The sequence below is a fragment of the Streptomyces sp. NPDC018045 genome (genome assembly GCF_044327445.1).
Lineage (GTDB): Bacteria > Actinomycetota > Actinomycetes > Streptomycetales > Streptomycetaceae > Streptomyces.
In genome coordinates this window covers 627,935-654,686 of the sequence record NZ_JBIRFL010000001.1, presented here as the reverse complement: position 1 = coordinate 654,686, position 26,752 = coordinate 627,935, and the positions used below count along the sequence as shown (strand labels likewise).

The window sequence follows — 26,752 nt, the reverse complement described above, 5'->3', positions numbered from 1 at the left end:
AGCGCAGGGCATTTGAGGGGGGCGAGTGATGGAACGGTTGAGCGGGGCGCCGAAGGTGCATTTCCGTGGCCCTTGTGTCCCGCCGTCGCCTGTCCGTCACGGGCCGCCAGTCCCTGTCCGCCCTCGGCCGCAGCTCCCTGCCCGGCACCGATCACTGCCCCCTCGCGCCCTCGCCTGTGACGCAGACCACTCTCGCGGCATCTTGACGCCACCGGCGTGTAATCGATTTCGTAGCCCACACGAAATCGATTACACGCTGTTGTGCGATCGAGACGCCACGCGCCGAGGTGTCCTCGACCGGCCTGCGCGGACCCGCACGGAAGGGCTGGGGCGGCATGGCGAAGATCAAGGATGTGGCCGAGCGGGCCGGGGTGTCCGTGGCGACCGTCTCCCGAGTGCTCAACGGACGGAGCCCGGTCGCCGAGACCCGGGAGCGGGTGCTGGCCGCCGTCGAGGAGCTGGGCTATCGGCCCAACAGCGTCGCCCGGGCCCTGCGGACCGCCCGTACCGGCACGCTCGGCCTGGTCATCAGCGACCTGACCAACCCGTTCTTCACCGAGCTGGCCGACGCCGTCGAGGACGCGGCGCGCGGCCTCGGCTACAGCCTGATCATCGGCAACGCCGCCGAACGCACCGGCCAGCAGGACGACTACATCCGTACGTTGCTGGACCGCCGTATCGACGGCCTGCTGGTCAGCTCGGCCGGTACCGGTTCCGCGATGCTGCGCGAGGTCGTCGCCTCCGGAACGCCGCTGGTGCTGCTGGACCGGATCGTGCCCGGCATCGACGCGCCGTGCGTACGGGCCGACGGCGCCGCGGCGCTCACCGGCCTCGCCGCGCACCTCGCCGCCCTCGGCCGCCGGCGCCCCGCGATCATCGTCGCCCCGGCCGGCACGCCGACCGGCGACGAGCGGCTGGAACTCTTCCGTACGGCGCTGGCCGCACACGGCATAGCGCTGCCGGATGAGCGTGTCGGCTCCACGCCCGACCTCCAGCACACCGGCGGCCGCCAGGTGATGCGCCGCTTCCTGGACCTGCCCGAGCGGCCCGACGCCGTACTGGCCACCGACAACCTGATGGCGCTCGGCGCGATGGACGAGATCCGCGCGCGCGGGCTGCGGGTGCCCGACGACATGGCGCTGGTCGTGTACGACGACGTGCCGTGGTTCGCGCACACCGACCCGCCGCTCACCGCCATCGCGCAGCCCACCCGCGAACTGGGCCGGGCCGCCCTGCACACCTTGCTGGAACGGATCGAGGGGCGCGCGCCCGGCTCCGTACTGCTGCCGGCCCGCCTCGTCATCCGCCGCTCCTGCGGCGAACCGGGCACCGCCCGGCAGGACACCCAAGAGGAGGAGGGCAGCGCATGACCGACGTCAACGACGACGTTCGGGAGGACGCACCGGCCGGCCGCGAACTGCTGCGCGTGGAGGGGGTGACGAAGTCGTTCCCCGGCGTGCGCGCGCTGGACGGCGTGGACCTGAGCCTGCGCGCGGGCGAGGTGCACGTCCTGCTGGGCGAGAACGGGGCGGGCAAGAGCACGCTGATCAAGTTGCTCTCCGGCGCCCACCGCCCCGACGCTGGCCGCATCCTCGCAGCCCCCGGCCCGGCCACCGGCCCGCCCGGCAACCCGGCCGCCCCGGGCCCGGCCCTCGGCCCCATCACCGGACCAGCCGCCGACCCTCGCGCGGACCGCCGCTCCGCCTCCCGCGCCGCCCTCCACGAGGTGCACATCCGCTCCGCGCAGGACGCCGAGCGGCTCGGGATCGCCACCATCTACCAGGAGTTCAACCTCGTCCCCCGCCTGACCGTCGCGGAGAACATCTTCCTCGGCCGGCAGCCACGCACCGCGCTCGGCCTGATCGACAGGAAGACCATGCGGGTGCGCGCCGCCGAACTGCTGCGCCGGGTACGCCTGGACGTCTCCCCCGACACCCCGGTCGCCGAACTGGGTATCGCCCGCCTCCAGATGGTCGAGATTGCCAAGGCGCTGAGCCTGCGCGCCCGCGTCCTGATCATGGACGAGCCGACCGCCGTGCTGACCTCCGAGGAGGTCGAGACCCTCTTCACCATCGTGCGCGAACTGCGCGCCGACGGGGTGGGGATCATCTTCATCACCCACCATCTGGAGGAGATCGGCGCGCTCGGCGACCGCGTCACCGTACTGCGCGACGGCCGCTCGGTCGCCGAGGTGCCCGCCGGTACGGACCAGGACGAGCTGATCCGCCTGATGGTGGGCCGGGACATCGCCGAGCAGTATCCGCGGCAGCGCCCGGACGAGCCCGGCGCTCCCCTGCTGCGCGTCCGCGGCCTGACCCGCCACGGCCCCAACGGCACCCCGGTCTTCGCGGACATCGGTTTCGAGGTGCGGGCCGGTGAGGTCGTCGGCCTCGCGGGCCTGGTCGGCGCGGGCCGTACCGAGGTCGCGCGGGCGATCTTCGGCGTGGACCGGCCCGACGCCGGAACCGTCGAGATCGACGGGCAGGCGCTGGCCCCCGGCGACGTACGGGCCGCGATGCGCGCCGGGCTCGGGCTGGTCCCCGAGGACCGCAAGGGCCAGGGGCTGGTCCTGGACGCCTCGCTCCAGGACAACCTGACGCTGGCCCGGCTGGACCGGGACACCCGCGGCGGCCTGGTCGACCGGCGTGCCCAGCGGCGCGCCGCGGCCGACGTGGCCGCGCAACTGAAGGTGCGGATGAGCGGCCTAGGGCAGCACGCCCGCACGCTCTCCGGCGGCAACCAGCAGAAGGTCGTCATCGGCAAGTGGCTGCTGGCCGACAGCCGGCTGCTGATCCTGGACGAGCCGACACGCGGCATCGACGTGGGCGCGAAGGTCGAGATCTACCAGTTGGTCAACGAGTTGACGGCAGCCGGCCGCGCGGTGCTGATGATCTCCAGTGATCTGCCCGAGGTGCTCGGCATGAGCGACCGGGTGCTGGTCATGGCGCAGGGACGGCTCGCCGGTGAACTCCGCGGTGACGAGGCGACGCAGGACGCGGTGATGGAACTGGCGGTACGGCCCGCCGACGGCGCGTCCGGGCCGCACAGGACGACGAACGAGAGCGCGATGGAGGGCTCCGATGACCGCTGATGTGAAGACGGGAGCGGGCGCCGAGGCGGTCGGCACCGCCCCGCCCGGTGACGGATTCGGCCCCTGGTTCACCCGGGCGGTCCTGAAGAACGGCCCGCTGGGCGGCCTGATCGCCCTCGTCGTGGTGATGGCGGTCCTCTCCGGGGACTTCCTGAACGGGCAGAACCTCCTCAACGTCGGCGTCCAGGCGTCCGTCACCGCCATTCTCGCGTTCGGCGTCACCTTCGTGATCGTCTCGGCCGGCATCGACCTGTCGGTCGGCTCGGTCGCCGCGCTCAGCGCCACCGTGGTCGCCTGGGGCGCGACCGACGCCGGACTGCCGGTGTGGGCCGCCGTCCTGCTGGGGCTCGCGATCGGCGCGGCGGCGGGCCTGGTCTCCGGCGCGCTCGTCGCGTACGGGAAGCTGCCCGCCTTCATCGCCACCCTCGCGATGCTCTCGGTCGGCCGCGGCCTCGCCCTGGTGATCACCGGCGGTACGCCGATCCCCTTCCCCGCCTCGGTCAGCGCGCTGGGGGACACGCTGGGCGGCTGGCTGCCCGTCCCGGTCCTTGTCATGATCGCCATGGGCCTCGTGGCGGCGCTGGTGCTCAACCGTACGTACGCGGGCCGCGCGATGTTCGCGATCGGCGGCAACGAGGAGGCGGCGCGGCTCTCCGGCATCGACGTCAAGCGCCGCAAACTGGTCATCTACGCGCTGTCCGGGGTGTTCGCGGCGGTCGCCGGCATCGTCCTGGCTTCCCGGCTGACCTCCGCCCAGCCGCAGGCCGCCGTCGGCTACGAACTGGACGCCATCGCCGCCGTCGTGATCGGCGGTGCCAGCCTCTCCGGCGGTTCCGGCAAGGCCTCCGGCACGCTCATCGGCGCGCTGATCCTCGCCGTACTGCGCAACGGCCTCAACCTGCTGAGCGTCTCCGCGTTCTGGCAGCAGGTGGCCACCGGCCTGGTCATCGCGCTGGCGGTGCTCCTGGACACACTGCGGCGCCGGAGCGCCCGATGAGGCGGCGGGTGGGGCTGCTCGGGAGGAGTGCGGGATCGTTCGGCCGGTGGACGGGTCTGCTCGGCAGGGGTTCAGGGTCGTTCGATCGGTGGACGGGCCTGCTGGGCGGGAGTTCGGGGCCGTTCGGCCGGCGTGCGGGTCTGCTCGGTGGGCGTACGGGTCCGCTGCGCAGGCGTACGGGGCTGTTCGGTGCGGCCGCCCTGGCCGGCGCTCTCGTGCTGTCCGGCTGCGACCGCGGCGGCGACACGGACCTGGGCCTGGCCCTGTCCACCCTGAACAACCCGTTCTTCGTCGCCGTCCGGGAGGGCGCGCAGGCCGAGGCGGACCGGCGCGGCCTGAACATCAACATCACCGACGCGCAGAACGACCCCATGCAGCAGATCAACCAGATGGAGACGTTCACCAGCCAGGACGTCAAGGCGGCGATCATCAACCCGGTGGATTCCGACGCCGCCGTGCCGGCCGTCGGTGTCGCCAACCGGGCGGACGTGCCGGTGATCTCCCTCGACCGCGGCGTCAACGGCGGCCGGGTCGGCTCGGCCATCGCCTCGGACAATGTCGCGGGCGGCCGGCTCGCCGCCGAGACGCTCGCCGCGTCCCTCGGCGGCAAGGGCAAGGTGGCCTTCCTGGAGGGCCAGCCCGGCACCTCGGCCGCCCGCGAGCGCGGACAGGGCTTCGAGGAGGGCATCAAGGCGTATCCGGGCATCGAGGTGGTGGCGCGGCAGCCCGCCGATTTCGACCGGGCCAAGGGCATGGACGTGATGTCCAATATGCTCCAAGTACACCGGGACCTCGGCGGCGTCTTCGCGGCCAACGACGAGATGGCGCTCGGCGCCGCCAAGTCGCTGGGCGCCCGCGCGGGCAAGGAGGTGAAGATCGTGGCGTTCGACGGGACGCCGGAGGGCGTCGCGGCCGTACGGGGCGGGACGCTGACCGCCACGGTCGCCCAGCAGCCCAGGCTGCTGGGCAGGCGGGCCGTGGAGCAGGCGCTCAAGGCGGCGCGCGGCGAGCGGCTGCCGAAGCAGGTGAAGGTGCCGGTGGTCCTGGTGACCGGCAAGAACGCGGCGGAATTCGATGGGTGAGAAGCAGATGTACGACGTACTGGTAGTGGGCTCGGCCAACGCGGATCTGACGGTCCGGGTGGCGCGGCGGCCCGGCGCGGGCGAGACCGTGCACGGCTCCGACCTGGTCGAGTCGGCGGGCGGCAAGGGCGCCAACCAGGCCGCCGCCGCTGCCCGGATCGGCGGCCGGGTCGGTCTGCTGGCCCGGGTCGGTGACGACGCGTACGGAGAGCTGCTGCTGGACGCGCAGCGGGCCGCGGGCACGGACGTCGGTCAGGTGATCGTGGAGTCCGGTACCCGTACCGGCACCGCGATGATCATCGTGGGTCCGGACGGCGACAACAGCATCGTCGTCTCCCCGGGCGCCAACGCGGCGCTGACCCCCGCGGACGTGGCGGCCGCCCGCGACGCCATCGCGGCGTCCGCCGCCGTCTCCCTCCAGCTTGAGGTGCCCATGGAGACGGTACGGGCCACCGCCGCCACCGCCACGGAGACCGGCACCCGGGTCGTCCTCAACCCGTCCCCGACGCCCGACAGCCTGGACCCCGAACTCCTCGGCGCCGCCGACCCGCTCGTGGTCAACGAGCACGAGGCGCAGCAGCTCGCGGGCCGCGGCGAAGGCACGCCCGAGGAGTGGGCCCACGCGCTGCGCGAGCAGGGTGCCCGCTCGGTCGTCGTCACCCTCGGCGGCGACGGCGCGCTGGTCGTGGACGGCGCGGGCCGCGCCGACCGGGTCCCCGGCGTCAAGGTCGAGGCCGTGGACACCACGGGCGCGGGCGACGCCTTCACCGGCGCCCTCGCGACCCGGCTGGCCCGCGGAGACTCCCTCACGGACGCGGCCCGCTTCGCCGTACGGGTGGGCGCCGCGGCCGTCACCAAGCCGGGCGCCCAGCCGTCCTACCCGACGCTGGACGAACTGCCGTCCTGAGCGGAGGGCGCGGCGGCGGCCGCTCTCCGGCCGCCGCCCCCGCCGGGGCCCGCTCGGGTGCGTTCGGGCCTGCTGGGGGACCTAGGGGACTTGGGGGCCTAAGGGGCCTGGGGGGCTAGGGGAGCTGGGGGACCGACGCGCTCGCCCGGCCCTGGCCGTCGGACATCGCTGCCCCTTCCGGACCCGCCGCTGTGCGCCCGGCGGCGGGGCCGACCTCGGCCACGGCCAGACCGGTCCCGTCGGCCAGGCGCGCGAGGCATGTCCCGTCCGCCGCCCATATGCCGCTGTACCCGCAGGCCACGCTCTCGCTCCCCGGGCCGATGCCGTTGGCGAGCAGGACATCGAGTCCGTGGTCCCGTGCCTTGACGGCGTACCGCTCCGTGCCGTCCACCGTGTCGTGGAACGAACTGGCCAGATACACCTGGCAGCCGTCGGCCGCGGCCTGCTCCGCCACCGCGCTGAAGGCATTGTCGTAGCAGGTGGCGAGAGCGAACCTCAGGCCGCGGAAGGTGAAGCGGCCGCCCGCGGTCGGCCCCGCCGTGAACAGCCCGTTCTCCCGGCCGTGCAGGTGGTGCTTGTCGTAGCGGGCCAGCGGCGCGCCGTCCGGCCCGTACACGAACGTGGAGATCGCCATGCCGTCCGCCGGGCCCGCCGGGCCACGGCCGGGGCAGTTGACCACCGCGGCGACGCCCGCCGCCCGGCAGGCCTCCCGGACCGGGTCCAGCCGCGGGTCGTCCGGCGCGAGGACGCACCGCTCGGGGGCGGCGGCTATCGCGTCGAGCTCATAGCCGGTCAGGGCCAGCTCGGCGAGGACGACCAGCTCGGCACCGCGGCCGGCGGCCTCGGCGATCGCTTCGGCCGTACGGGCCGCGTTGGCCTCGATGTCCAGGGCGGCGGACGGGAATTGCGCTGCTGCGACGATCATTTCGCCATCATGCCCGGTGCCACTGACAACGCGGCGGTGAGGAGGGCCCGTACCTGCCCGGTGATGGCCGTCCGGTTCCGCACGAAGTCGGGATCGGTGACTTCGCCGGTCGCCGGATCGGTGTTTGCCGGGCCGAACTGGAGCACCGGGGTGTGCAGATGGCCGCCCGGCACCTTCAGCTTCAGCGCGTCCCGCAGCAGTGTCGCCCGGTAGCCGATCTCGTTGGACAGGTAGTCACCGCCGCCGCCCTCGCGGGCCGTGGAGCCCGGCGTCGGCCCGTCCGGCCGCTCGACGGGCGCCCCGCCGCCCGCCGGGATCTCGGTCACCGCCGTGTTGTCCCGCACCGGGAACGGCCCGGTGGCGGCGGAGGTGAGCCGCGCGTACGGCAGGGTCGTGGTGGTCCACTGCGGCTGCGGCCGTACGGTCGGCACGCCCTTCGGCACGGGAATCGTCCCGGTCCGCGACTCCCGGGCGTTGTCCGGGAAGCCGCCCCGCCAGGCGCCGTTCGTCCGCTCCAGGTCGAACTGCCCCGGCCGCCCCTGGCTGATGGTGGTGAACAGATCCACCTGACGGGGCCCGCGCCGGAAGTGCGGCAGCAGCGTCCGCTCCACGGTGCCCGCCGCGAAGTCGGCCCACCGTACGGGGAAGACGGCGGTCTCGACGCGGGCGAGCCGCCCGGAGGACGTACGGACCGTCGTGCCGTCCAGTGCGAGCGCCGCGGCGCCCGACGGGTTGCTGCGCCGGGCGTCCGCGTCCAGTTGGAAGGGGTCGAAGCCGGTCACGACGACGCGCAGGGGGCGGGACGGGGCGTGCCCGCCGCCGGGCAGGTCGATCGAGTCCTGCCCGCGCGAGCCGCGTTCCAGCGACCCCATCAGCGCGTCCCGTTGGCCCGCGGTCAGCCGGAACGGCGGCTTCCACTCGCGCAGCGCCTTGGTCATGCCCAGTCGCGCCCAGTACAGCGGCCGGTCGTCGTCCCGGCTCAGGTCACCGCCCTGCGGCCCGCGCCCCTGGACGCGGTCCACCGCGCGCCGCCACAGGCCGCGCCCCGCCTCGGCGACGTACCGTTTCGCCGCCCCGTACGAGTGCACCCGCGCGAGCCCGTCGCCGAACGTCCCGGCCACGCCGGCGAACCCGCTGCGCCGCAAGATCTCCTGCGGAGCGCGCTGTGACAGCCGCCGTTCCTCGACGGCCGACGCGGTGGCGGGCCGCTCCCGCGCCACGACGGGGGCGGTGTTGCCGGTGGTCATGGCGGCGGCGGATGGTGCGGTGAGGGCGAGCGGGGCCGCGGTCAGAAATGCGGCGCCGAGGACGCCCACCCTGGTACGTATGCGTCTCATGGGGTGAGTAAACCGGCGCCGCGCCCCCGGTGGAAGAGGTTGATCCCCGCCACGGCGGGCACCCACCCGGAACCCGCACCGGACCGACCGCCCCACAGGAACGCGCCCCTTCAGGACCGCTCGCCCGCCTCCGGGCCCGTCCGGGAGTCTGCCTTTGAGCCCGCCTCCGGGGCCGCCCCTGGGGTCGTCCTGGCGTCCGCCCCCGTACCCGTCTCCGGGGTCGTCCTGGAGCCCGCCTCCGGGGCCGCCCCCGAGTCCGCCCCCGAGCCCGTCCTGGAGCCCGCCCCCGTACCCGCCTCCGCCCCCCTGAGCAGCGCCAGGAAGTCCCCGAACGCCGTGGGCATGTCCACTTCCTCCGGGTCCAGCAGCCACTGGAGCTGGAGCCCGTCCATCACGGCGGCCAGCAGCGGCGCGGCCCGCTCCGGGGTCAGCCCGCCCGGCAGCCGGTCGCCGTACTCCGCCCGCAGCGTCGCGGCCAGCGCCCCGCGCACGTGCCGGAACCGCCGTTCGAAGAAGTCCCGGGCGGGGTGTTCCTCGGTGACGCTGTCCCCGGCCAGGACCGTGTACGTCTGCACGACGCCGGGCCGCCCGGCGTTGTACTCGACCAGCCCGGCCAGGGTCTCCGTGCGCCAGGCGCCGGACGCCGCCGCGGCGGCCGTGTCCCAGCGGTCGCGCGCCTCCAGAACGCCGACCAGCAGCAGTTCCTTGCTGGGGAAGTGGTGCAGCAGGCCCTGCTGGGTGAGCCCCGCGCGCTCGGCGACGGCGGCGAGTGATGTGCCCCGGTAGCCGCGCTCGGCGATCAGTTCCATGGCGGCCTGGAGGATCGCCGCGCGCCGCTCCTCGCGCTGCGCCTCGCGCCCTCCACCGGTCCGGCGACGGCCTTCGGGCCGCGCCTCGTGTCGTGCAGTCACCGGCCGAGCGTAACTCCGCCGCCGACCCTGTCCGTACGATTACGTGACGATAACGATGCCTACCGGACGCCAGGCGAACGCGGCACAATCGGGCCAGGGGCCCAGAGCCGTACGTCCACGCCAGGGAGAGCCGTATGACCGACCACCGGAGTGCCCACACCGCGGCAGCCGCCCAGGCCGTCGAGGCGGCCCTCGGAAAGCTGGACCTCGACACCAAGGCCCGGCTGCTGTCCGGGCAGGACGTCTGGACGCTGCCCGCCGTCCCGGAGATCGGGCTGCGGTCCCTGGTCATGTCGGACGGGCCGATCGGCGTACGCGGCCAGGGGTGGGGCGCGCAGGACCCGTCCGTCGCGCTGCCCAGCCCCACCGCGCTGGCCGCCACCTGGGACCCGGAGCTGGCGCGCCGCGCGGGTCGGCTGCTCGCCCAGGAGGCACGCCGCAAGGGTGTGCACGTCCTCCTGGCGCCCACCGTCAATCTGCACCGCTCCCCGCTCGGCGGCCGTCATTTCGAGTGCCTCTCCGAGGACCCGTACCTGACCGGAGCGATCGGCGCGGGGTACGTCGCCGGGGTCCAGGACGGCGGGGTGGGGACGACCGTCAAGCACTTCGTCGGCAACGACGCCGAGACCGAGCGCTTCACCGTCGACAACCGGATCGCCCCGCGCCCGCTGCGCGAGCTGTACCTGGCGCCCTTCGAGCACATCGTCGAAACCGCCCGCCCCTGGGGCGTCATGACGGCCTACAACCGGGTCAACGGCTCGACGATGACCGAACACCGCGAGCTGGTCACCGGCGTTCTGCGGGGCGAGTGGGGTTTCGACGGGGTCAATGTCTCCGACTGGACGGCGGCCCGCGACACGGTACGGGCGCTGCGCGGCGGCCTGGACCTCGCGATGCCGGGGCCGCACACGGTCTTCGGCGCCCCGCTCGCGGCGGCCGTCCGCGCGGGGCGGGTGACGGAGGCCGAGGTGGACGACGCGGTGCGCCGCGTGCTGCTGCTCGCCGCGCGCACCGGCTGCCTGGACGGCGTCCCGGCCGCCGTCGCCACGGAGGAACTGCCGGAGGACATCGACGGCCGCGCGCTGGCCCGCGAGGTCGCCCGTCGCGCCTTCGTCCTCGTCCGCAACGAGCCGGTCGCACGCGACGCGCCGGTCACGCGCGGCGGGCAGGCCGTACGCGCCGGGCAGACCGTACGCAACGGCCAGGCCGTCCGCGACGAGGCCGCCCCTGACCACGCCCCCGCCCGGCCCCATTCCCGAGCCCGCGCCCTCCCCCTCACCCCCCACTCCCTCCGCAAGCTCGCCGTCATCGGTGCCGCCGCCAAGGACGCCCGGGTGCTCGGCGGCGGCTCCGCCACCGTCTTCCCCGAGCGCATCGTCTCCCCGCTGGAGGGCCTGCGCGCCGCTCTGCCCGGCACCGAGGTCGTCTTCGCGGTCGGCGCCGACCCCCGTACGAAGGTCCCGCACGCCCGCGCGGGCTTCGAGCTGTGCGCCCGCTACCGCGACGCGGACGGCGCGCTGCTCGCCGAGGAGCCGCAGTTCGACGGCAAGGTCCAGGTGATGGGCCGGTTGCCCGACGGCGTCACGCAGCACAACCTGCACAGTGTGGAGCTGGCGGGCACCTTCACCCCGCGGGCCGGCGGCGCGCACACCTTCGCCGTCTCCGGCACCGGCGAACTGCGGCTGACCGTCGGCGGCCGGGTGCTGTTCGACGCCCCCTGTGCCCCGGACACCGACGACCCGTTCGAGGCGTTCATGAACCCCGCGGAACACCGCCTGGAGGCGGAGCTGACGGCGGGCCGGGCCCTGGACGTGGCACTGCGGTTCGTCCCGCGCAGCACCGGTCTCGGCGCGGACCTGCCCGTACTGACCTTCGCGCTCGGCCACGCGGAACCGCAACTCGACCCGGACGCCGAGATCGAGGAGGCGGTGCGGGCCGCCTCCGGGGCGGACGCCGTGGTCGTGGTCGTGGCGACCACCGAGGAGACCGAGTCCGAGGGCTTCGACCGCACCACCCTGGCACTGCCGGGCCGCCAGGACGAGCTGGTCTCCCGGGTGGCCGCCGCCAACCCGCACACCGTCGTGGTCGTCAACGCGGGCTCTCCGGTGGAGCTGCCGTGGCGCGCCGAGGTGCCCGCCGTCCTGCTCGGCTGGTTCCCCGGCCAGGAGGCGGGGGCCGCGCTGGCCGACGTCCTGCTGGGGACGTACGAGCCGGGCGGCCGGCTGCCGACCACCTGGCCCGCCCGTCTGGCGGACGCCCCGGTCACCCAGGTCACCCCGGTGGACGGCCGGGTCGTGTACGAAGAGGGCGTCTTCATCGGCTACCGGGCCTGGCAGCGCCGGGCGCGGGAAGGGGCGGGCCCGGAGCCGGCGTACCCCTTCGGGCACGGACTGGGCTACACCGACTGGAGCTACGAGTCCCTGGAGGCGACCCCGGCACGCGCCCGGGTCCGGGTGCGCAACACCGGTACGCGCCACGGCCGCGAGGTGGTGCAGATCTACCTCGCGCCCCGGGACCGGGTCGCGGTCGGGGCACCGGCGGACCGTCCGGACCGCTGGCTGGCCGGGTTCGCGACGGTGGAGGCCGCCCCGGGCGAGACGGCCGAGGCCGAGATCGCGCTGCCGCGCCGGGCCTTCGAGGTCTGGGACGAGTCGGCCGGCGCCCGCCGCTTCGTCGACGGTACGTACGCGATCGAGGCGGCCCGCAGCGTCACCGACCGGCGGCTGACCGCGCAGGTCACCGTGGCCTGAGAGCCGCACCCCCGAGCCGCACCCCCGAGCCGCGCCTCCAAGCCGGAGTCCCGAGCCCCTGGAGCCGCGACCCCAGGAAAGCCCCCTAAGACCAGGAAAGGCAGCCGCCCGAACCCCTCCCCCTCAGCGGCCGGCCCGCACCTCGACATCGCCCCCGTCGCTGTGCACCTTGACCTTGTGCGGCGAGCCGCTGTCCACGTCGCCGGTCACCCTGCGGTCGCCGCCGTCCGTGCCGGCGTCCACCGCGTAGCGGCCCCGCGGGAGCCGGACCGAGACCCGGCCGCCGCTGCTGCGGCCGTCCACCCGGTCCGGTACGGCGGTGAAGCGCGCGTCGATGTCACCGCCGTCGGTGTCCGCGGTCGCCTGCTTGGCCGCGCAGTCCGTGAGGCCGATGTCGCCGCCGCCGGTCCTGGCGGTGACGGCCCCCGAGGTCCCCTTGACGTCGATGTCGCCGCCGTCCGTCTCCAGCTTCACGGCGACCGACCGCGGCACCCGTACCTCGTAGGCGACGCTGCAGTTGCTCTTGGCGCCTCCGCAGTCGTCCGCGGTCAGCTTGAGGCGGCCGCCTTCGAGGGTGTGCCGGGTGGCGGGCTTCTTCTTGTCGTACAGCAGCCGTTCCGTCACCTTGACCTTGCCGTCGGCCGTGTCGTCGGCGACGACCTCGATGGCGCCGCCCGGCGTCGTCACGTTCAGCTCGGTGGTCCGGCCGTCCACCGTGTAGGTCTGCGTGCTCTCGGTGGCCTTTTCGGTCAGCTCGCAGCCGGTGACCGCGACGGTCACCGTGACCAGGGCGGCCGAGGCGAGGGCGATGCGGGTGGTGCGCTGTCCCGGTCTGGTGGTGCGGCGTGCGGTCATGGCGGGTCCCCCCGGAAATGGAATGCGGAGTGTGAGAGCGCGGAGCGGCGTACGGGTTCCGCGCGCACCGCCGCTCGGGTCGGCTGTCATCCTCTCGCGGCCCGCGCTCCGCCCGGGTCCCCAGCAGGAACGATCTCTCCGGCGCCCCCCTTAAGGGTGCCCGCCACCCCGCATAGGGGTGTCCGTACCGTCCCGTCCGGGTCGCTACGTCCCCTTACGGGTGATCTCCTGGAACGCCATCCGGGCCAGCTCCCGCTGCCCCTCCCGGCCGGGGTGGAACCAGTCCCAGGTGCTCAACTCCGCGCCGGTGAAGCGGAAGTCGAAGACGGACCGGTCGAAGCGGCACAGCGCGTCGCGTCCGCAGACCGACTCCAGGGCCCTGTTGTAGCCCATCACCCGCTCCCGCACGCTCTGCCGACGGGTGTCCGCGGCCTTCGAGAGGTCGTCGGGGTCACGCAGCATCGAGCCGCAGATGCCCAGCTTCCACACTTCCTTGCCCAGCGGGTTCTGCCGCCCCTGTGACCACAGCCGCATCAGGTCGGGCACGGCCGCGACGTACACCTGCGTCTTGGGCAGGGCGCGGCGGAGCTTGCGCAGGGAGGTCTCGAAGCCGGCGCGGAAGGCGGCCTCCGTGGTCATCGCGCCGACGTCGGTGCGGCAGGCGTCGTTGGCGCCGACCAGGACGGTGACCAGCTCGGGCCGCTTCCGTACGGCCTGGTCGACCTGGGCCGGCAGGTCGCGCATCAGGGCGCCGGTCCGCGCGAAGTTCCAGCTCTGCGTGGCGGGGTCCCGCACCAGCCGGCGGGCGACGCTGTTCACCCCCGGGTCCGTGCCGGTGGCCCAGGAGACGGCGGGGCAGTCGGACAGCACCGAGCAGGCGTCGAACCCGACGGTGATGGAGTCGCCCAGCGCGGCCACCGAGGCGGGGTCGGTGCGCCAGGCGGGTGTGGGCTCGGGGGAGGGGCGCGCGGCCGGTCCGCCGTCCTCCGGAGCGCTGCCGCAGGCGGTCAGGGAGACGGTGAGCGCGGCCGCCGTGAGGGCGGCGGCCGCGGCGGTACGGGCCCGGATTGGCCGAAAGGGCCGATTGACCACGGTCATCCCCTGTCCCCCTCCGGCGTGCGAGTGATATCTGTTCCGGTACCGACGGTACGTCACCACCTGACCGCTGCCGCGCGGTAGCTTGTGCCGTGGCCCGTAGGGTCCTCGCCCGACAGCACCGGCACGGTCGGCACGCGTGCATGACATCGCGTCATTTACTGTCCCTTTTGCGGCAAATTGGGGCTCATGGTGTTTACTGTAGGTAACCTCGGATGCTGGTGCCGACGTGATCACTGGGGCAGAATGCTGGAAGCTGTCCCGGCCGCGACCGGAACGGGCACGAGGCCGCTGGGGAAGGCGAACCTCGAACCGTACTGGAGGTCCCGGTGACGACACGTGGAGTTCTGTACGTCCACTCCGCACCGCGCGCGCTGTGCCCGCACGTCGAATGGGCCGTCGCGGGCGTCCTCGGTGTGCGCGTCAACCTCGACTGGATCCGCCAGCCGGCGTCCCCCGGCACCTGGAGAGCCGAGTTCTCCTGGCAGGGTGAGGCCGGCACGGCCTCCAAGCTGGCCTCCGCGCTGCGCGGCTGGCACCTGCTGCGCTTCGAGGTGACCGCCGAACCCTGCGCCACCGCCGAGGGTGAGCGCTACAGCGCCACGCCCGACCTGGGCATCTTCCACGCCGTCACCGGCATCCACGGCGACATCCTCATCCCCGAGGACCGGCTGCGCGCCGCGCTCGCCCGCTCGGCGGGCGGCGAGACCGAGCTGGCGGCCGAGGTCGCCAAGCTGCTCGGCAAGCCCTGGGACGACGAGCTGGAGCCCTTCCGGTACGCGGGCGAGGGCGCCCCGGTCCGCTGGCTGCACCAGGTCGTCTGAGGCGGCCGCGGCGGCGCGCCGACGCCGCCCTTGCCCTGGAGTCCACTCCACGCCGTAGCGTGCGGGCATGCCTGACAAGACCTCAGTGGCGGTGCTCGGCACCGGAATCATGGGCTCGGCGATGGCCCGCAACCTCGCCGGCGCCGGCCTCGACGTACGCGCCTGGAACCGTACCCGCGCCAAGGCCGAACCGCTGGCCGCCGTCGGCGTACGGGTCGCGGACACCCCGGCCGATGCGGTGGACGGCGCGGACGCCGTCCTGACCATGCTCCTGGACGGGCCCGCCGTGCTGGACGCCATGCGGCACAGCGCCCCCGCCCTGCGCGAGCGGACCCTCTGGCTCCAGATGAGCACCGTGGGCATCGGCGGACACGCCCCGCTCGCGGCCTTCGCCCGCGACCACGGGCTGGACCTCGTGGACGCGCCCGTGGTCGGCACGAAGGAACCCGCGGAGAAGGGCCTGCTGACCGTTCTCGCGGCCGGGCCGCCGGAGGTACGGGACCGGGCCGCACGGGTCCTCGACATCCTCGGACAGCGCACCCTGTGGGTCGACGAGGACGCCTCCTCGGGAGCGGCCGGCCGCCTCAAGCTGGTGGTCAACAGTTGGGTGCTGACCGTCATCAACGGCACGGGCGAGGCGCTGGCCCTCGCGCAGGGGCTCGGCGTGGACCCCCGCTCCTTCCTCGAAGCGGTCGAGGGCGGCCCGCTCGACCTGCCCTACCTCCGGATGAAGTCGGAGATGATCCTGTCCGGCGCTTACCCGGCCGCCTTCACGGTGTCCGCCGCGCGCAAGGACGCCCGGCTGATCGCGGAGGCGGCCGCGGCGGGCGGGGTGCACATGGACCTGGCGGCGGCCGCCGCGGAGCGCTTCCGGCGGGCGGAGGCGCAGGGGCACGGCGACGAGGACGGCGCGGCGGCGTACTTCGCCGGCTTCTGAGACCGCCCGGCCCGCGGGCACGCGAAAGGGGCCGCGCCCGATGGCACGGCCCCCTCCCACGTACGGCGGACCGGCGGGTCCGGCTCCGGTCAGACGGTCCGGAAGGCCAGCACCACGTTGTGGCCGCCGAAGCCGAACGAGTCGTTCAGCACCGCGAGGGTGCCCTCGGCGGGCAGCGCGCGCTTCTCGTCGCGGACGATGTCCGCGTCCGCCGCCTCGGGGTCGAGGTTTTGGATGTTGATGGTCGGCGGCGCCGTCCGGTGGTGGATCGCCAGCACCGACGCGACGGTCTCCACACCGCCCGCGCCACCCAGCAGGTGGCCGGTCATCGACTTCGTGGCGGAGACCGCCATGTGGTCGACGTCGGTGCCGAAGACCTTGCGCAGCGCCTTGATCTCGGCCAGGTCGCCCAGCGGCGTCGAGGTCGCGTGCGCGTTGACGTGCGCGATCTCGGCCGGCTTGAGGTCGGTGTTGGCCAGCAGGTTCTGCAGGGCGTGCGCGATGCCGTTGCCGGAGGGCTCGGGCTGCACGATGTCGTGGCTGTCGGCGGAGATGCCCTGGCCGACGGCCTCGGCGTAGACCTTCGCGCCGCGCTTGGCGGCGTGGTCGGCCGACTCCAGGACGATCACGCCGGAGCCCTCGCCGAGCACGAAGCCGTTGCGGTCCGCGTCGTAGGGGCGGGACGCGCCCTGCGGGTCGTCGTTGTTCTTCGACATCGCCATCATGTTGCCGAACGCGGCGATCGGCAGCGGGTGGATGGCCGCTTCCGTACCGCCCGCGACGACGACGTCGGCACGGCCCGTACGGATCATCTCGATGGCGTAGCCGATGGCCTCGGCGCCGGAGGCGCAGGCGCTGACCGGGGTGTGCACACCGGCCCGCGCGTTGACCTCCAGGCCGACGTTGGCCGACGGGCTGTTGGGCATCAGCATCGGCACGGTGTGCGGGGAGACGCGGCGTACGCCCTTCTCCTTGAGCACGTCGTACTGGCCGAGGAGGGTGGTCACGCCGCCGATGCCGGAGGCGATGACCGCGCCGAGCCGGTCCGGGTCGACCGACGCGTCCTCGCCGGCCCGGGCCTGGAAACCGGCGTCCGCCCACGCCTCACGGGCCGCGATCAGCGCGAACTGCGCCGAGCGGTCCAGCTTGCGGGCCTGCGCCCGGGGGATGATCTCACCCGGGTCGACGGCTGCCGCGGCGGCGATGCGGACCGGGAGGTCGGCCGCCCAGTCCTGGTCGAGGGCGGACACGCCGGAACGGCCGGCGAGCAGCCCCTCCCAGGTCGAGGCACTGTCGCCACCCAGCGGTGTGGTTGCGCCGATACCGGTGACGACCACGGTGCGATTGGTCGCGTTCACGGGAATTCTTACTCCACAGGTAGAGGGGTTGAGAATCGACGGCGCCACCGCGGGGTGGCGACATGCGCCGGGGCTGGATCAGCCCTGGTGCTTGAGGATGTAATCGGTCGCGTCGCCGACCGTCTTGAGGTTCTTGACGTCGTCGTCGGGGATCTTCACGTCGAAGCGCTCCTCGGCGGCGACGACGACCTCGACCATGGACAGCGAGTCGACGTCCAGGTCATCGGTGAAGGACTTGTCACGCTGGACGTCCTCGGCGGGGATCCCGGCGATCTCGTTCACGATCTCGGCGAGACCGGCGACGATCTCTTCCTGAGTGGCGGCCATGATGGCGCTCCTTCGGTAATTTGTCGGGGGAACGGTAGAGAAGTCTGCAGTTCCGGGTTGTGGAGCGAGCTCCGCACGGCCACCGGGACGCTCGGACACGGATGGCACTGCGCGAATCTCGCCTAGGGGAGGGTAACGACCGTCGCGGCGTAGACGAGACCCGCCCCGAAGCCGATGACGAGCGCGGTGTCCCCGCTCTTGGCCTGCCCGGTCGCCAGCAGCCGCTCCATGGCGAGCGGAATCGAGGCGGCCGAGGTGTTGCCGGTGGTCTCCACGTCACGGGCGACCGTGACGCTCTCCGGCAGCTTCAGAGTCTTCACCATCGAGTCGATGATCCGCATATTGGCCTGGTGCGGGATGAAGACGTCCAGGTCCTCCGGGCTGACCCCGGCCGCGTCCAGCGCCTGCTGGGCGACCTTCGCCATCTCGAACACCGCCCACCGGAAGACCGCCTGGCCCTCCTGGGTGATGGCGGGGTAGCGGATCTCGTCCAGCGCCACCCGGGCGTCCGGGCCGTCGCCGCCGGGCACCGGGGTGCGGCGGTAGATGTCCCAGCCGAGCGTCTGCTTGATCGTCTCGGCCTTGTCGCCCTCCGAGCCCCAGACGGTCGGGCCGATCGCGGGCTCCTTGCCGGGGCCGACGACCACGGCGCCCGCGCCGTCACCGAAGAGGAACGCGGTGGCCCGGTCCTCCAGGTCGGTCAGGTCCGAGAGCCGCTCGACGCCGATGACGAGCACATACTCCGCGCTGCCGTCGGTGATCATGCCCTTGGCGAGCGTCAGACCGTAACCGAATCCGGCGCAACCTGCGGAGATGTCGAACGCGGCGGGCTTGCCCGCGCCGACCTTGTGGGCGATCTCGGTCGCGATGGCCGGGGTCTGCTTGAAGTGCGAGACGGTCGAGACGACCACCGCGCCGATCTGCTCGGGCGTGATGCCGGCGTCCGCGATGGCCTTGCCGGCCGCCTCCACCGACATGGCCGCCACGGTCTCGTCCGGGCCGGCCCAGTGCCGGGTGGCGATGCCGGAGCGCGAGCGGATCCACTCGTCGGAGGAGTCGATGTGCTTGAGGATCTCCTCGTTCGGCACCACACGGGTCGGGCGGTAGCCGCCGACGCCCATGATGCGCGCGTACGCGGCGCCCTTGGCGGGCTTGATCTTCGAGGTCATGCTCTCGGGGCTCCTATTCGGCCTGGGCAGAGTGCTCGGCGATCAGCGTGCGGGCCGCGTCGAGGTCGTCCGGGGTCTTGAGCGCCAGGGTCCGCACCCCGGGCAGGGCGCGCTTGGCGATGCCGACGAGGGTGCCGCCGGGGCTCATCTCGACGATGCCGGTGACGCCCAGCTCCTTGAACGTCTCCATGCACAGGTCCCAGCGCACCGGGTTGGCCACCTGGCCGACCAGGCGGCGCACGACGTCCTGCCCGTCGGTGACGACGCGGCCGTCCTTGTTCGAGACGTACCGGGTGTGCGGGTCGGCGGGCGTGACCTGCCCGACCGCTTCCTCCAGGACCGTCACGGCCGGGGCCATGTGGACGGTGTGGAAGGCGCCGGCCACCTTCAGCGGTACGACCCGGCGGGTGCCCTCGGGCTTGTCGGCGGCCAGCGCGGCGAGCTGCTCGGCGGTGCCAGCGGCGACGATCTGGCCCGCGCCGTTGACGTTCGCGGGGGTCAGGCCCAGCTTCTCCAGGTGCGGCAGGACCACGTCCTGCTCGCCGCCGAGGAGGGCGGCCATGCCGGTCTCGGTGACGGCGGCGGCGTCGGCCATCGCCAGGCCCCGCTTGCGTACCAGCCGCAGCGCGGCGTCCTCGGACAGCACGCCGGTCAGCGCCGCGGCGGCCAGCTCGCCGACGCTGTGCCCGGCGGCGGCGCCGACCTGCCGGGAGAAGTCCTCCGGGGTCGCGAAAAGCTGCCGGGCGGAGAGCAGGGAGGCCGCCACCAGCAGCGGCTGCGCCACCGCGGTATCGCGGATCTCGTCCGCGTCGGCCTTCGTGCCGTAGTGGACCAGGTCCAGGTCGATGGCGGCCGACCACGCGCGAAGCCGGTCTTCGACTCCGGGGAGGTCGAGCCAGGGGGTCAGGAAGCCGGGCGTCTGAGCGCCTTGGCCGGGAGCGACGAGTACGAGCACCCTCACACTCTCTCTTGTGGGAGGTCCCGCCCGCCCGTGGGGACAGGGACGAAGAACCATCAGGGGAATTGTCGGTGTTCTACAAAAGGCTAGGGTTGGCTGTCACTGTCGGCCAGCCGCCCCAGGATCAGCGCGATGCGCAGCGTGAAGGCGGAGCGTACGTCCGAAGGTGACCATCCGGTGACGTCGGTCACACGTCGCAGCCGGTAGCGCACGGTGTTGGGGTGGACGAAGAGCATCCGGGCCGCGCCCTCCAGACTGCTGGCTTGTTCCAGATACACGCTCAGCGTCTCCAGGAGCGCCGAGCCTGCTTCCTCCAGCGGTCTGTAGATCTCCTCCACCAGTTGGTCACGCGCCGCCGGGTCGGAGGCCATCGCCCGCTCCGGGAGCAGGTCGTCGGACAGTACGGGACGGGGGGCATCCGGCCAAGCGGCACATGCCTTCAGCCCCGCCGCGGCGGCTTGCGCGGAACGGGTCGCCGCCAGCAGGTCGGCGACCACCGGACCGGCCACCACCGGGCCCGCCGCGAACGGACCGATCAGGGCTTTCGCCGCCTTGAGCGGATCGTCCGAGCCGCCCGCGATGACCACCAGACGGCTGCCCAGGACGCCGGTGAGCACCTGGAGCTTGGCGTGCCGGGCCGCACGGCGGATGGCTTCCACCGTCAGCTCGCTGTCCCCGTCGGGGGCCGTACCCAGCACAACGCACACGTGTTCGGGAGAATTCCAGCCGAGCGCGGCGGCCCGCGAGACCGCCCCCTCGTCCGCCTCCCCGGAGAGCACCGCGTTGACGACCAGCGACTCCAGCCGCGCGTCCCACGCGCCCCGCGCCTCGGCGGCCTGCGCGTACACCTGGGCGGTGGCGAAGGCGATCTCCCGCGCGTAGACGAGCAGCGCCTCCCGCAGCACGCCCTCGTCGCCCGGGGCCGCCACGTCGTCGATCGCCGCCTCCATGACCTCGATGGTCGTGCGGACCATCTCGACGGTCTGGCGCAAGGTGATCGCCCGGGTCAGCTCGCGCGGCGCCGTACCGAACACGTCGGTGCTGATGGCCTGGGGCGTCTCCGGATGCCGGAACCACTCGGTGAAGGCCGCGATGCCCGCCTGGGCCACCAGCCCGATCCACGAGCGGTTCTCCGGCGGCATGGCGCGGTACCACGGCAACTGCGCGTCCATGCGGGCGATGGCGTTGGCAGCCAGCTTTCCCGACGACTTCTCCAGACGGCGGAGGGTCGCGGTGTGCGGATGCGGGTGCGGGTCGCGCGATGCGGGTTCAGACACGGGGACAAGCCTGCCTTATCGGGGCGGTGTGATGGCGCGGTGGGCTCTCGGGGCGGGGACTACGGTGGTCGGGTGATCCAGGTACACAGAGGCGACGAACGCTATCCGGGCGGTGACGCGGCAGCCGGCATCGAGACCCGGCACGCCTTCTCCTTCGGCCCGCACTACGACCCGGACAACCTCCGCTGCGGCGCGCTCATCGCCTGCAACGAGGAACGGCTGGCACCCGGCGCCGGTTTCGACGAGCACCCGCACCGCGACACCGAGATCGTCACCTGGGTCGTCGAGGGGGAGCTGACCCACCACGACTCCACCACCGGCCACCGCACGGTGGTGCGGCCCGGCGACGTGCAGCGCCTCAGCGCGGCGGACGGCGTGCGGCACGAGGAGCGCAACGACGGTGCCGAGCCGCTGCGGTTCGTGCAGATGTGGCTCGCACCCACCTGCTTCGGCGGCGAACCGGAGTACGAGGTGGTGCGCGGCATCGCCGACGGGACGCCGTACGCGCTGCCCAGGGCCGCGTCGATGCTGCACGTCCGGCGGCTGTCCGACGGCGAGCGGTCCGCGGTGCCGGACGCGCCGCGGGTGTACGTGCACGTCGTGCGCGGCGCGGTCCGGCTGGCCGGCGAGCGCCTGGCGGCCGGGGACGCGGCGCGGATCACGGACGCGGCGGGCCTGGAGCTGGCCGCCGAGGGCGCCGCGGAGTGCCTGCTGTGGGAGATGCCGGGCGAACCGTCGTACGGCTGAGGGGGCGGCGGCCGGGCGGCCGGCCGAAAGGGGCCGGGCCGGTGCCACCGCGCCGCCGTCGCGCGCGTTCAGCGCAGCTCGGCGAGGATCGCGTCCGTGAGGGGCGGCCACGCCTCGATCGCCCAGGGGCCGAAGGCCCGGTCGGCCAGTGCGACGCAGGCCGCGCCCGCGTCCGGGTCCACCCACAGGAACGTCCCCGACTGGCCGAAGTGCCCGAAGGTGCGCGGCGAGGACGAAGCGCCCGTCCAGTGCGGCGTCTTGCCGTCGCGGATCTCGAAGCCCAGGCCCCAGTCGTTCGGGTTCTGCATGCCGTAGCCGGGCAGCACACCGCGGACGCCGGGGAAGACCACCGACGTCGCCTCGGCGAGCGTCTGCGGCGCCACCAGGCGCGGCGCGAGCAGCTCGGCGGCGAAGCGGGCCATGTCCGCGACGGTCGAGACGCCGTCCTTGGCGGGCGAGCCCGGCAGGTCGGTGGCGGTCATGCCGAGCGGTTCGAGGACCGCCTCGCGCAGGTACCGCGGGAAGGGGATGTCGGTGGCCTTGGCGATGTGGTCGCCGAGCGCCTCGAAGCCCGCGTTCGAGTACAGGCGGCGCTCACCCGGCGCGGCCTGCGCACGGTCCTCGTCGAAGGCCAGGCCCGAGGTGTGCGCGAGCAGATGGCGGACGGTCGAGCCCGGCGGCCCGGCCGGTTCGTCCAGCTCGACCGCGCCCTCCTCGACGGCGAGCAGCGCGGCGTACGCGGCGAGCGGCTTGGTGACCGAGGCCAGCGGGAAGCGGTGCTCCGGGGGACCGTACGATCCGGCCACCGTCCCGTCGGTCCGTACGACGGCGGCGGCCGCGGTCGGCACCGGCCAGTTCTCGATCATCCGAAGGCTCTGCAAGGACATGGCCCCGAGCCTAACGCCCCCGGTGGCGCGGCCGGGACGGGCCGGGCAGACGGTGGGGAAGGGGCGGGGGGCTCCCCTCCGCCCAAGACCGGGTCAAGACTTCGCTTGCTTGGAGTGCACTCCAGGTCTCTAGCGTTGAGGACGTCGTGAGAGATCCGGGAGAAGGCGTCCCGGTACCGGGACATCCGGCGACTACGGGAGGCGCGACATGACGGTGACGGCGACGGACAGGACGGCGGCGGACCAGGAGCCGGTGCGGCCGGCCCTCTGCAAGGGCGCGGTGCTGCACCCGCGGCCCGCCGGCCGCGACCAGTACACGATCAGCGAGGTCGCCGAGCACACCGGTCTGAGCGCGCACACCCTGCGCTGGTACGAACGGATCGGGCTGATGCCGCACGTGGACCGTACGCACACGGGCCAGCGCCGCTTCAGCAACCGCGACCTGGACTGGCTGGACCTGGTGACCAAGCTCCGCCTGACCGGCATGCCGGTCGCGGACATGGTCCGCTACGCCGAGCTGGTGCGCGAGGGCGCCCACACCTTCCCCGAGCGGGAACGGCTGCTGACCGCCCACCGCGAGGACGTACGGCAGCGGATCGCCGAGCTGCGGAGCACCCTCCAGGTCCTCGACTACAAGATCGACGTTTACGCCGACGCCCGCCGGGCGTCCGAGAGAGTCTGAGGTCGGCATGACCACCGAAAAGATCGAAACCGTCCGACTGGGAGCCACCGGCCCGCGGGTCGGCATCCAGGGCCTCGGCTGCATGGGCATGAGCTTCGCGTACGGGCCCACGGAGGACGGGGGCGAGGCGCGGGCGACGCTGGAGCGCGCGCTGGAACTGGGCGTGACGCTCTTCGACACCGCCGACATGTACGGCATGGGGCACAACGAGGAGTTCATCGCGCCGTTCATCCGGGCGCACCGCGACGAGGTCGTGCTGGCGACGAAGTTCGCCCTGGCCGTCGACCCGGACGACCCCACCAAACGCTCCATCCGCAACGACCGCCCCTACATCCGCCAGGCCGTCGAGGCGAGCCTGCGCCGCCTCGGCGTGGACGAGATCGACCTGTACTACATGCACCGGCGCGACCCGGCCGTCCCCATCGAGGACACGGTCGGCGCGATGGCCGAGCTGGTGGCCGAGGGCAAGGTCAAGCACCTGGGCCTGAGCGAGGTCACCGGTGCCGAACTGCGCGCGGCGCAGGGCGTCCACCCGATCGCGGCCGTGCAGTCGGAGTGGTCGCTGTTCAGCCGGGACGTGGAGAACGGCGTGGTGCCGGCCGCCCGCGAACTCGGCGTCGGCTTCGTGCCGTACTCGCCGCTCGGCCGCGGGTTCTTGACCGGCTCGTTCGTCAACGCCGACGTCGAGCTGGGCGCGGACGACTTCCGCCGTCAGCAGCCCCGCTTCACGGGCGACAACGCGAAGGCCAACGCGGCCCTGCTGGAGCCGGTCCGCGAGGTCGCCGCGGCCCACGGGGCCTCGCTCGGGCAGATCGCGCTGGCCTGGATACATCAGCAGGCGCGGGTGCACGGCCTGCCCGTGGTGCCGATCCCGGGGACGCGCAAGCGCAGCCGGGTCGAGGAGAACGCGGCCGCCACCCGCGTCGTGCTCGGCGAGGCGGAGCTGGCACTCCTGGCGCCCGTCGCGGGGAAGGTCGCGGGCGACCGGTACGCGGACATGCGGTTCACCTCGGCGGGCCGGGAGTAGCGGACCCGGACAAGCGGCGGGCGGAGCCGTCCCCCGATCGGCTCCGCCCACCGCGCCCACGCCCCCGCCCCGCTCAGGCCAGGCCCAGCGCGAACACCGCGAAGGCCGCCGCCAGGACCCCCGCCACGGCCCGGCGGACCGCCGTGACGCCCGTCCACGGCGCCTCGAAACGGCGGGTCAGCCGGCCGATGAGCAGCAGCGCGACGGCGAGGACGGGCAGCCACGCGAGGCGCGCGAGAATCCAGCCGGCGGTGTCCGGGGCGGTGGTCAGGCCGGGCACGGCCCCGAGGAAGGAGGCCGGGACGGCCGCCGAGAACAGCGCCGTCTGGTGCCAGCACAGGATCGTCATCGCGCAGAGGTTGACGACGACCACGGGCGCCCAGAGGGCGGGGCGGCGCAGCAGCCGGGCGATGCGGTCGCGCAGCAGGATCGCGGCCCCGGACTGGGCGGCGGCCAGCGCGAGCACCAGCAGCGACGGCGGGTGCGAGTTCGTACGGTCCTGGCCCGGGACGCCGACCATGCTCACCGGGTAGTGGAAGAAGAGCAGCAGCGCGGCGAACAGGGCGGTGCCGCCGAGCAGCAGCGTCCAGGCGGCACGCCCGCCGAGCCGCTTCTCCCCCCAGGCCACGCCCAGTTGGTAGGCGAACATCCAGCCCGGCAGCAGGTTGAGCAGGCTCAGCCACGAGGGCATGGCGTCCGCGTACGGCCCGTACCGCAGCAGGTCGACGACGGCGACGGCGGCCAGGAGCGGCGCCGCGGACCAGACGCCCGTGCGGCGTGCCGCGCGGACGCAGTACGGCGTGAGCGCGGTGATCCCCGCGTAGACGCCGACGAACCACAGGGGCTGGATGACCAGCGTCGCGCCCGTACGCAGCGTCGCCTCGGGCACGCCGAGCGGGGACAGTACGGCGATCATCGCCGCCCACACGGCGGTCACGCCGAGGACGGGGCGGCCCAGCCGGGCGAGGCGGGCCCGCAGCCAGCGGCCCGTCGACTCCCCGCGGGCGGCGGCGCGGTGGAAGGAGAGCACCGAGGCGTACCCGCCGACCAGGAAGAAGATGCCGAGCATCTGGAGCACCCAACTCGCGGGCGCCAGGGCGGCGAAGGAGGTCAGCGGACTCGCGTTGTGCAGCGCGCCGTCGGGATCGAGGGTGAAACCGCCGAGCAGCCAGTGCCCGGTCGGCACGGCGAGCAGCGCGAGAGCCCGCAGGCCGTCGACGGCGCGGTCACGGTGGGCGGGGGTGCGGCCCTCTATGGTGCGGACGGCCCGGTGGACGGGGGCCAGGAGTGAGGTGGCCATGAGGGCCTCCTTCGGAGGACGTCGCGGTGGAGGTTCGGGGGCGGGAGGCGTGGGGCGCGGGCCCGGTGTCCGTCAGCGCACCTGGCCGTAACGGCCGAGGGCGATGTCGGCGAAGTTGCGCAACGAGTCCGTGCCGGGCGCCAGATAGCCGGTGTGGCCCTCGGCCGTCCGCGCGGGCACCCGGCGCGCGCCGAACTCCGGGTCGGTGGGGTCCGTACCGTGGCCCAGGCCCAGGAACTCGACGTGCGGCACGTTGCCGATCCAGTCGGAGGCGTCGCGGGCCGCCCACACCCGGGCGGTGGTGCGCAGCGCCGCCACGCTGTCCGTGCGCATACCGGGGGAGCCGAAGACGATGAGGTCCGCGATCCGCCCCGGCTCCACCAGCGGTACGGCCTGGGCGCACACGACCGTTCCGTAGCTGTGGCACAGCAGGGCGGGGGCCCGGACCCCGACGGCGGCCAGCCCGTCCAGGAAGCGGGCCAGGCGCGGGGCGCCGGCCTCCGCCAGGCGGCCGGTCGCGGCGTCCGGGCCGAGGCCGACCGGTGTGGTGTAGCCGGTCCAGGCGATCGCGGCCGTACGGACACCGGGCGCCTGGGCGGCCATCCGGGCCCGCAGCGACTTCGCCATGCCGGACGGCGTGCCGTAGGGGTCGCGCTCGCGGTCGGACGAGGACAGGTCGATGTCCGAGCCCGGCACGAACACGGACGTCCGCTCGGCCGCCAGGTCCCCGAAGACCTCGGCCACCTGGCCTCGGCCGCGCGGGTCGAAGGCGAGTATCTGCCGCCCGGGGCGGAGCAGTTCGGCGTAACGATCGGCCAGTCGGCGCGCCTCCCGGTGGTCCTGGAGGGTCCCGGCCGGATCGGTGGCCCGGGCCGTCTGCCGGTCGCGTTCGGCCTTCAGCGCGAGGGCGTTGGCGCGGTAGCGCAGGGCCACGGGCGCGCCGTCCAGGTTGCCCACGGTCAGCGGGTGACGGGCCGTCAGCTCCTGCCGCTGGGCCTCGGTCAGCGAGGCGAAGAACCGGGCGACGTCCGCCGGGGTGGCGGCCGCCGGGTCGGGGAGCCGTTGGCCCAACGAGTGATCCGCGCGCCAGGCGGCGGCCCCGGGCGCGGGGCCGGTGACGGCCTCCTGGGTGGACCCCGCCGCCCAGCCGCCGGTGCCGCCGACGACCGCCGCCGCCAGCGTGACCGCGACGAGCGTGCGCCTACCGCGTGGGGTGAACCGGCGCAGCAAGGACATGGTGGGGTCTCCCTCTTCCGTTGGTGTGACGGAGGGAAACGTAGGAAGCGGACGTATGACGCGGCGTCACACC

General features: G+C 73.8%; 21 protein-coding genes and 2 pseudogenes. 10 read left to right on the top strand and 13 right to left on the bottom strand.

Features of this window, described 5'->3' with window-relative positions:
• Positions 1-335 precede the first annotated feature (335 nt).
• The 4 genes and pseudogenes from ACH4EB_RS02735 to ACH4EB_RS02720 all read left to right on the top strand — a co-directional run bounded on the left by ACH4EB_RS02735 (position 336) and on the right by ACH4EB_RS02720 (position 6,077).
• Positions 336-1,370, top strand: a complete 1,035-nt coding sequence (locus ACH4EB_RS02735) for a LacI family DNA-binding transcriptional regulator (RefSeq protein ID WP_398345435.1) — start codon at positions 336-338, stop codon at positions 1,368-1,370.
• The gene (locus ACH4EB_RS02730; protein WP_398345434.1) at positions 1,367-3,091 is read left to right on the top strand and encodes a sugar ABC transporter ATP-binding protein; all 1,725 of its coding nucleotides are present in this window, start codon (positions 1,367-1,369) and stop codon (positions 3,089-3,091) included. The genes ACH4EB_RS02735 and ACH4EB_RS02730 overlap by 4 nt, the downstream gene beginning before the upstream one ends.
• Positions 3,081-5,170: pseudogene (locus ACH4EB_RS02725) on the top strand (substrate-binding domain-containing protein). Before ACH4EB_RS02730 ends, ACH4EB_RS02725 begins: the two are co-directional and overlap by 11 nt.
• A 7-nt stretch (positions 5,171-5,177) precedes the next feature.
• The gene (locus ACH4EB_RS02720) at positions 5,178-6,077 is read left to right on the top strand and encodes a ribokinase (RefSeq protein WP_398345735.1); all 900 of its coding nucleotides are present in this window, start codon (positions 5,178-5,180) and stop codon (positions 6,075-6,077) included.
• A gap of 115 nt (positions 6,078-6,192) precedes the next feature.
• Here the strand turns inward: ACH4EB_RS02720 and ACH4EB_RS02715 are convergent, their stop codons facing one another.
• From ACH4EB_RS02715 to ACH4EB_RS02705, 3 genes and pseudogenes are all read right to left on the bottom strand, one after another.
• Positions 6,193-7,002 carry a carbon-nitrogen hydrolase family protein gene (locus ACH4EB_RS02715; protein WP_398345433.1) on the bottom strand — a complete coding sequence of 270 codons (810 nt, stop codon included), beginning with the start codon at positions 7,000-7,002 and terminating at the stop codon, positions 6,193-6,195.
• Positions 6,999-8,339 (bottom strand): pyroglutamyl peptidase, encoded by a 1,341-nt coding sequence (locus ACH4EB_RS02710; RefSeq protein ID WP_398345432.1) that lies wholly within the window; start codon positions 8,337-8,339, stop codon positions 6,999-7,001. The genes ACH4EB_RS02715 and ACH4EB_RS02710 overlap by 4 nt, the downstream gene beginning before the upstream one ends.
• 281 nt (positions 8,340-8,620) lie before the next feature.
• A pseudogene (locus ACH4EB_RS02705) lies at positions 8,621-9,148 on the bottom strand (TetR/AcrR family transcriptional regulator); the annotation flags it as partial.
• A 236-nt stretch (positions 9,149-9,384) separates the two neighbouring features.
• Between ACH4EB_RS02705 and ACH4EB_RS02700 the strand changes: the two are divergent.
• On the top strand, positions 9,385-12,000 hold the full coding sequence (locus tag ACH4EB_RS02700; RefSeq protein ID WP_398345431.1) for a glycoside hydrolase family 3 C-terminal domain-containing protein: 2,616 nt from the start codon (positions 9,385-9,387) through the stop codon (positions 11,998-12,000).
• A 123-nt stretch (positions 12,001-12,123) separates the two neighbouring features.
• On the opposite strand, the gene ACH4EB_RS02695 is transcribed toward ACH4EB_RS02700, so the two are convergent.
• Positions 12,124-12,855, bottom strand: coding sequence for a DUF4097 family beta strand repeat-containing protein (locus ACH4EB_RS02695; RefSeq protein WP_398345430.1), 732 nt, complete (start codon positions 12,853-12,855; stop codon positions 12,124-12,126).
• A 204-nt stretch (positions 12,856-13,059) separates the two neighbouring features.
• Positions 13,060-13,953: a GDSL-type esterase/lipase family protein gene (locus ACH4EB_RS02690; RefSeq protein ID WP_398345429.1), complete on the bottom strand. Its 894-nt coding sequence runs from the start codon at positions 13,951-13,953 to the stop codon at positions 13,060-13,062.
• 326 nt (positions 13,954-14,279) lie between these two features.
• On the opposite strand from ACH4EB_RS02690, the gene ACH4EB_RS02685 reads away from it, so the two are divergent.
• Positions 14,280-14,774 (top strand): DUF3145 domain-containing protein, encoded by a 495-nt coding sequence (locus ACH4EB_RS02685; protein ID WP_398345428.1) that lies wholly within the window; start codon positions 14,280-14,282, stop codon positions 14,772-14,774.
• A 67-nt stretch (positions 14,775-14,841) separates the two neighbouring features.
• Positions 14,842-15,711: an NAD(P)-dependent oxidoreductase gene (locus ACH4EB_RS02680; RefSeq protein ID WP_398345427.1), complete on the top strand. Its 870-nt coding sequence runs from the start codon at positions 14,842-14,844 to the stop codon at positions 15,709-15,711.
• An 89-nt stretch (positions 15,712-15,800) separates the two neighbouring features.
• Here the strand turns inward: ACH4EB_RS02680 and ACH4EB_RS02675 are convergent, their stop codons facing one another.
• From ACH4EB_RS02675 to ACH4EB_RS02655, 5 genes are all read right to left on the bottom strand, one after another.
• Positions 15,801-17,069 carry a beta-ketoacyl-[acyl-carrier-protein] synthase family protein gene (locus tag ACH4EB_RS02675; RefSeq protein ID WP_398345425.1) on the bottom strand — a complete coding sequence of 423 codons (1,269 nt, stop codon included), beginning with the start codon at positions 17,067-17,069 and terminating at the stop codon, positions 15,801-15,803.
• A 78-nt stretch (positions 17,070-17,147) separates the two neighbouring features.
• Entirely contained in the window at positions 17,148-17,396 is a 249-nt protein-coding gene (locus ACH4EB_RS02670) for an acyl carrier protein (protein WP_398345424.1), read from the bottom strand.
• 122 nt (positions 17,397-17,518) lie between these two features.
• Entirely contained in the window at positions 17,519-18,565 is a 1,047-nt protein-coding gene (locus ACH4EB_RS02665; RefSeq protein WP_398345423.1) for a ketoacyl-ACP synthase III, read from the bottom strand.
• A gap of 13 nt (positions 18,566-18,578) precedes the next feature.
• Positions 18,579-19,520, bottom strand: coding sequence for an ACP S-malonyltransferase (locus tag ACH4EB_RS02660; RefSeq protein ID WP_398345734.1), 942 nt, complete (start codon positions 19,518-19,520; stop codon positions 18,579-18,581).
• A gap of 89 nt (positions 19,521-19,609) precedes the next feature.
• Entirely contained in the window at positions 19,610-20,800 is a 1,191-nt protein-coding gene (locus ACH4EB_RS02655) for a PucR family transcriptional regulator (protein ID WP_398345422.1), read from the bottom strand.
• Between the two features lie 72 nt (positions 20,801-20,872).
• Between ACH4EB_RS02655 and ACH4EB_RS02650 the strand changes: the two genes are divergently transcribed.
• Entirely contained in the window at positions 20,873-21,547 is a 675-nt protein-coding gene (locus ACH4EB_RS02650; RefSeq protein WP_398345421.1) for a pirin family protein, read from the top strand.
• A 68-nt stretch (positions 21,548-21,615) separates the two neighbouring features.
• On the opposite strand, the gene ACH4EB_RS02645 is transcribed toward ACH4EB_RS02650, so the two are convergent.
• Positions 21,616-22,434 carry a serine hydrolase domain-containing protein gene (locus tag ACH4EB_RS02645; protein ID WP_398345420.1) on the bottom strand — a complete coding sequence of 273 codons (819 nt, stop codon included), beginning with the start codon at positions 22,432-22,434 and terminating at the stop codon, positions 21,616-21,618.
• A 208-nt stretch (positions 22,435-22,642) separates the two neighbouring features.
• On the opposite strand from ACH4EB_RS02645, the gene ACH4EB_RS02640 reads away from it, so the two are divergent.
• Positions 22,643-23,116: a MerR family transcriptional regulator gene (locus tag ACH4EB_RS02640; RefSeq protein ID WP_398345419.1), complete on the top strand. Its 474-nt coding sequence runs from the start codon at positions 22,643-22,645 to the stop codon at positions 23,114-23,116.
• Between the two features lie 7 nt (positions 23,117-23,123).
• Complete coding sequence (locus ACH4EB_RS02635) at positions 23,124-24,143, top strand: aldo/keto reductase (protein WP_398345417.1); 1,020 nt, start codon at positions 23,124-23,126, stop codon at positions 24,141-24,143.
• Positions 24,144-24,216: 73 nt separating this feature from the next.
• On the opposite strand, the gene ACH4EB_RS02630 is transcribed toward ACH4EB_RS02635, so the two are convergent.
• Together ACH4EB_RS02630 and ACH4EB_RS02625 are read right to left on the bottom strand one after the other, a co-directional pair.
• Entirely contained in the window at positions 24,217-25,443 is a 1,227-nt protein-coding gene (locus tag ACH4EB_RS02630; RefSeq protein ID WP_398345416.1) for an acyltransferase, read from the bottom strand.
• A 72-nt stretch (positions 25,444-25,515) separates the two neighbouring features.
• Complete coding sequence (locus ACH4EB_RS02625) at positions 25,516-26,679, bottom strand: alpha/beta hydrolase (RefSeq protein WP_398345415.1); 1,164 nt, start codon at positions 26,677-26,679, stop codon at positions 25,516-25,518.
• Between the last annotated feature and the right edge of the window lie 73 nt (positions 26,680-26,752).

What these genes read in the sequence shown, in the direction of transcription:
- ACH4EB_RS02735 (WP_398345435.1), top strand. Translation starts at nt 336, where the DNA reads ATGGCGAAGATCAAGGATGTGGCCGAGCGGGCCGGGGTGTCCGTGGCG.
- ACH4EB_RS02730 (WP_398345434.1), top strand. Translation starts at nt 1,367, where the DNA reads ATGACCGACGTCAACGACGACGTTCGGGAGGACGCACCGGCCGGCCGC.
- ACH4EB_RS02720 (WP_398345735.1), top strand. Translation starts at nt 5,178, where the DNA reads ATGTACGACGTACTGGTAGTGGGCTCGGCCAACGCGGATCTGACGGTC.
- ACH4EB_RS02715 (WP_398345433.1), bottom strand. Translation starts at nt 7,002, where the DNA reads ATGATCGTCGCAGCAGCGCAATTCCCGTCCGCCGCCCTGGACATCGAG.
- ACH4EB_RS02710 (WP_398345432.1), bottom strand. Translation starts at nt 8,339, where the DNA reads ATGAGACGCATACGTACCAGGGTGGGCGTCCTCGGCGCCGCATTTCTG.
- ACH4EB_RS02700 (WP_398345431.1), top strand. Translation starts at nt 9,385, where the DNA reads ATGACCGACCACCGGAGTGCCCACACCGCGGCAGCCGCCCAGGCCGTC.
- ACH4EB_RS02695 (WP_398345430.1), bottom strand. Translation starts at nt 12,855, where the DNA reads ATGACCGCACGCCGCACCACCAGACCGGGACAGCGCACCACCCGCATC.
- ACH4EB_RS02690 (WP_398345429.1), bottom strand. Translation starts at nt 13,953, where the DNA reads ATGACCGTGGTCAATCGGCCCTTTCGGCCAATCCGGGCCCGTACCGCC.
- ACH4EB_RS02680 (WP_398345427.1), top strand. Translation starts at nt 14,842, where the DNA reads ATGCCTGACAAGACCTCAGTGGCGGTGCTCGGCACCGGAATCATGGGC.
- ACH4EB_RS02670 (WP_398345424.1), bottom strand. Translation starts at nt 17,396, where the DNA reads ATGGCCGCCACTCAGGAAGAGATCGTCGCCGGTCTCGCCGAGATCGTG.
- ACH4EB_RS02665 (WP_398345423.1), bottom strand. Translation starts at nt 18,565, where the DNA reads ATGACCTCGAAGATCAAGCCCGCCAAGGGCGCCGCGTACGCGCGCATC.
- ACH4EB_RS02645 (WP_398345420.1), bottom strand. Translation starts at nt 22,434, where the DNA reads ATGTCCTTGCAGAGCCTTCGGATGATCGAGAACTGGCCGGTGCCGACC.
- ACH4EB_RS02640 (WP_398345419.1), top strand. Translation starts at nt 22,643, where the DNA reads ATGACGGTGACGGCGACGGACAGGACGGCGGCGGACCAGGAGCCGGTG.
- ACH4EB_RS02635 (WP_398345417.1), top strand. Translation starts at nt 23,124, where the DNA reads ATGACCACCGAAAAGATCGAAACCGTCCGACTGGGAGCCACCGGCCCG.
- ACH4EB_RS02630 (WP_398345416.1), bottom strand. Translation starts at nt 25,443, where the DNA reads ATGGCCACCTCACTCCTGGCCCCCGTCCACCGGGCCGTCCGCACCATA.
- ACH4EB_RS02625 (WP_398345415.1), bottom strand. Translation starts at nt 26,679, where the DNA reads ATGTCCTTGCTGCGCCGGTTCACCCCACGCGGTAGGCGCACGCTCGTC.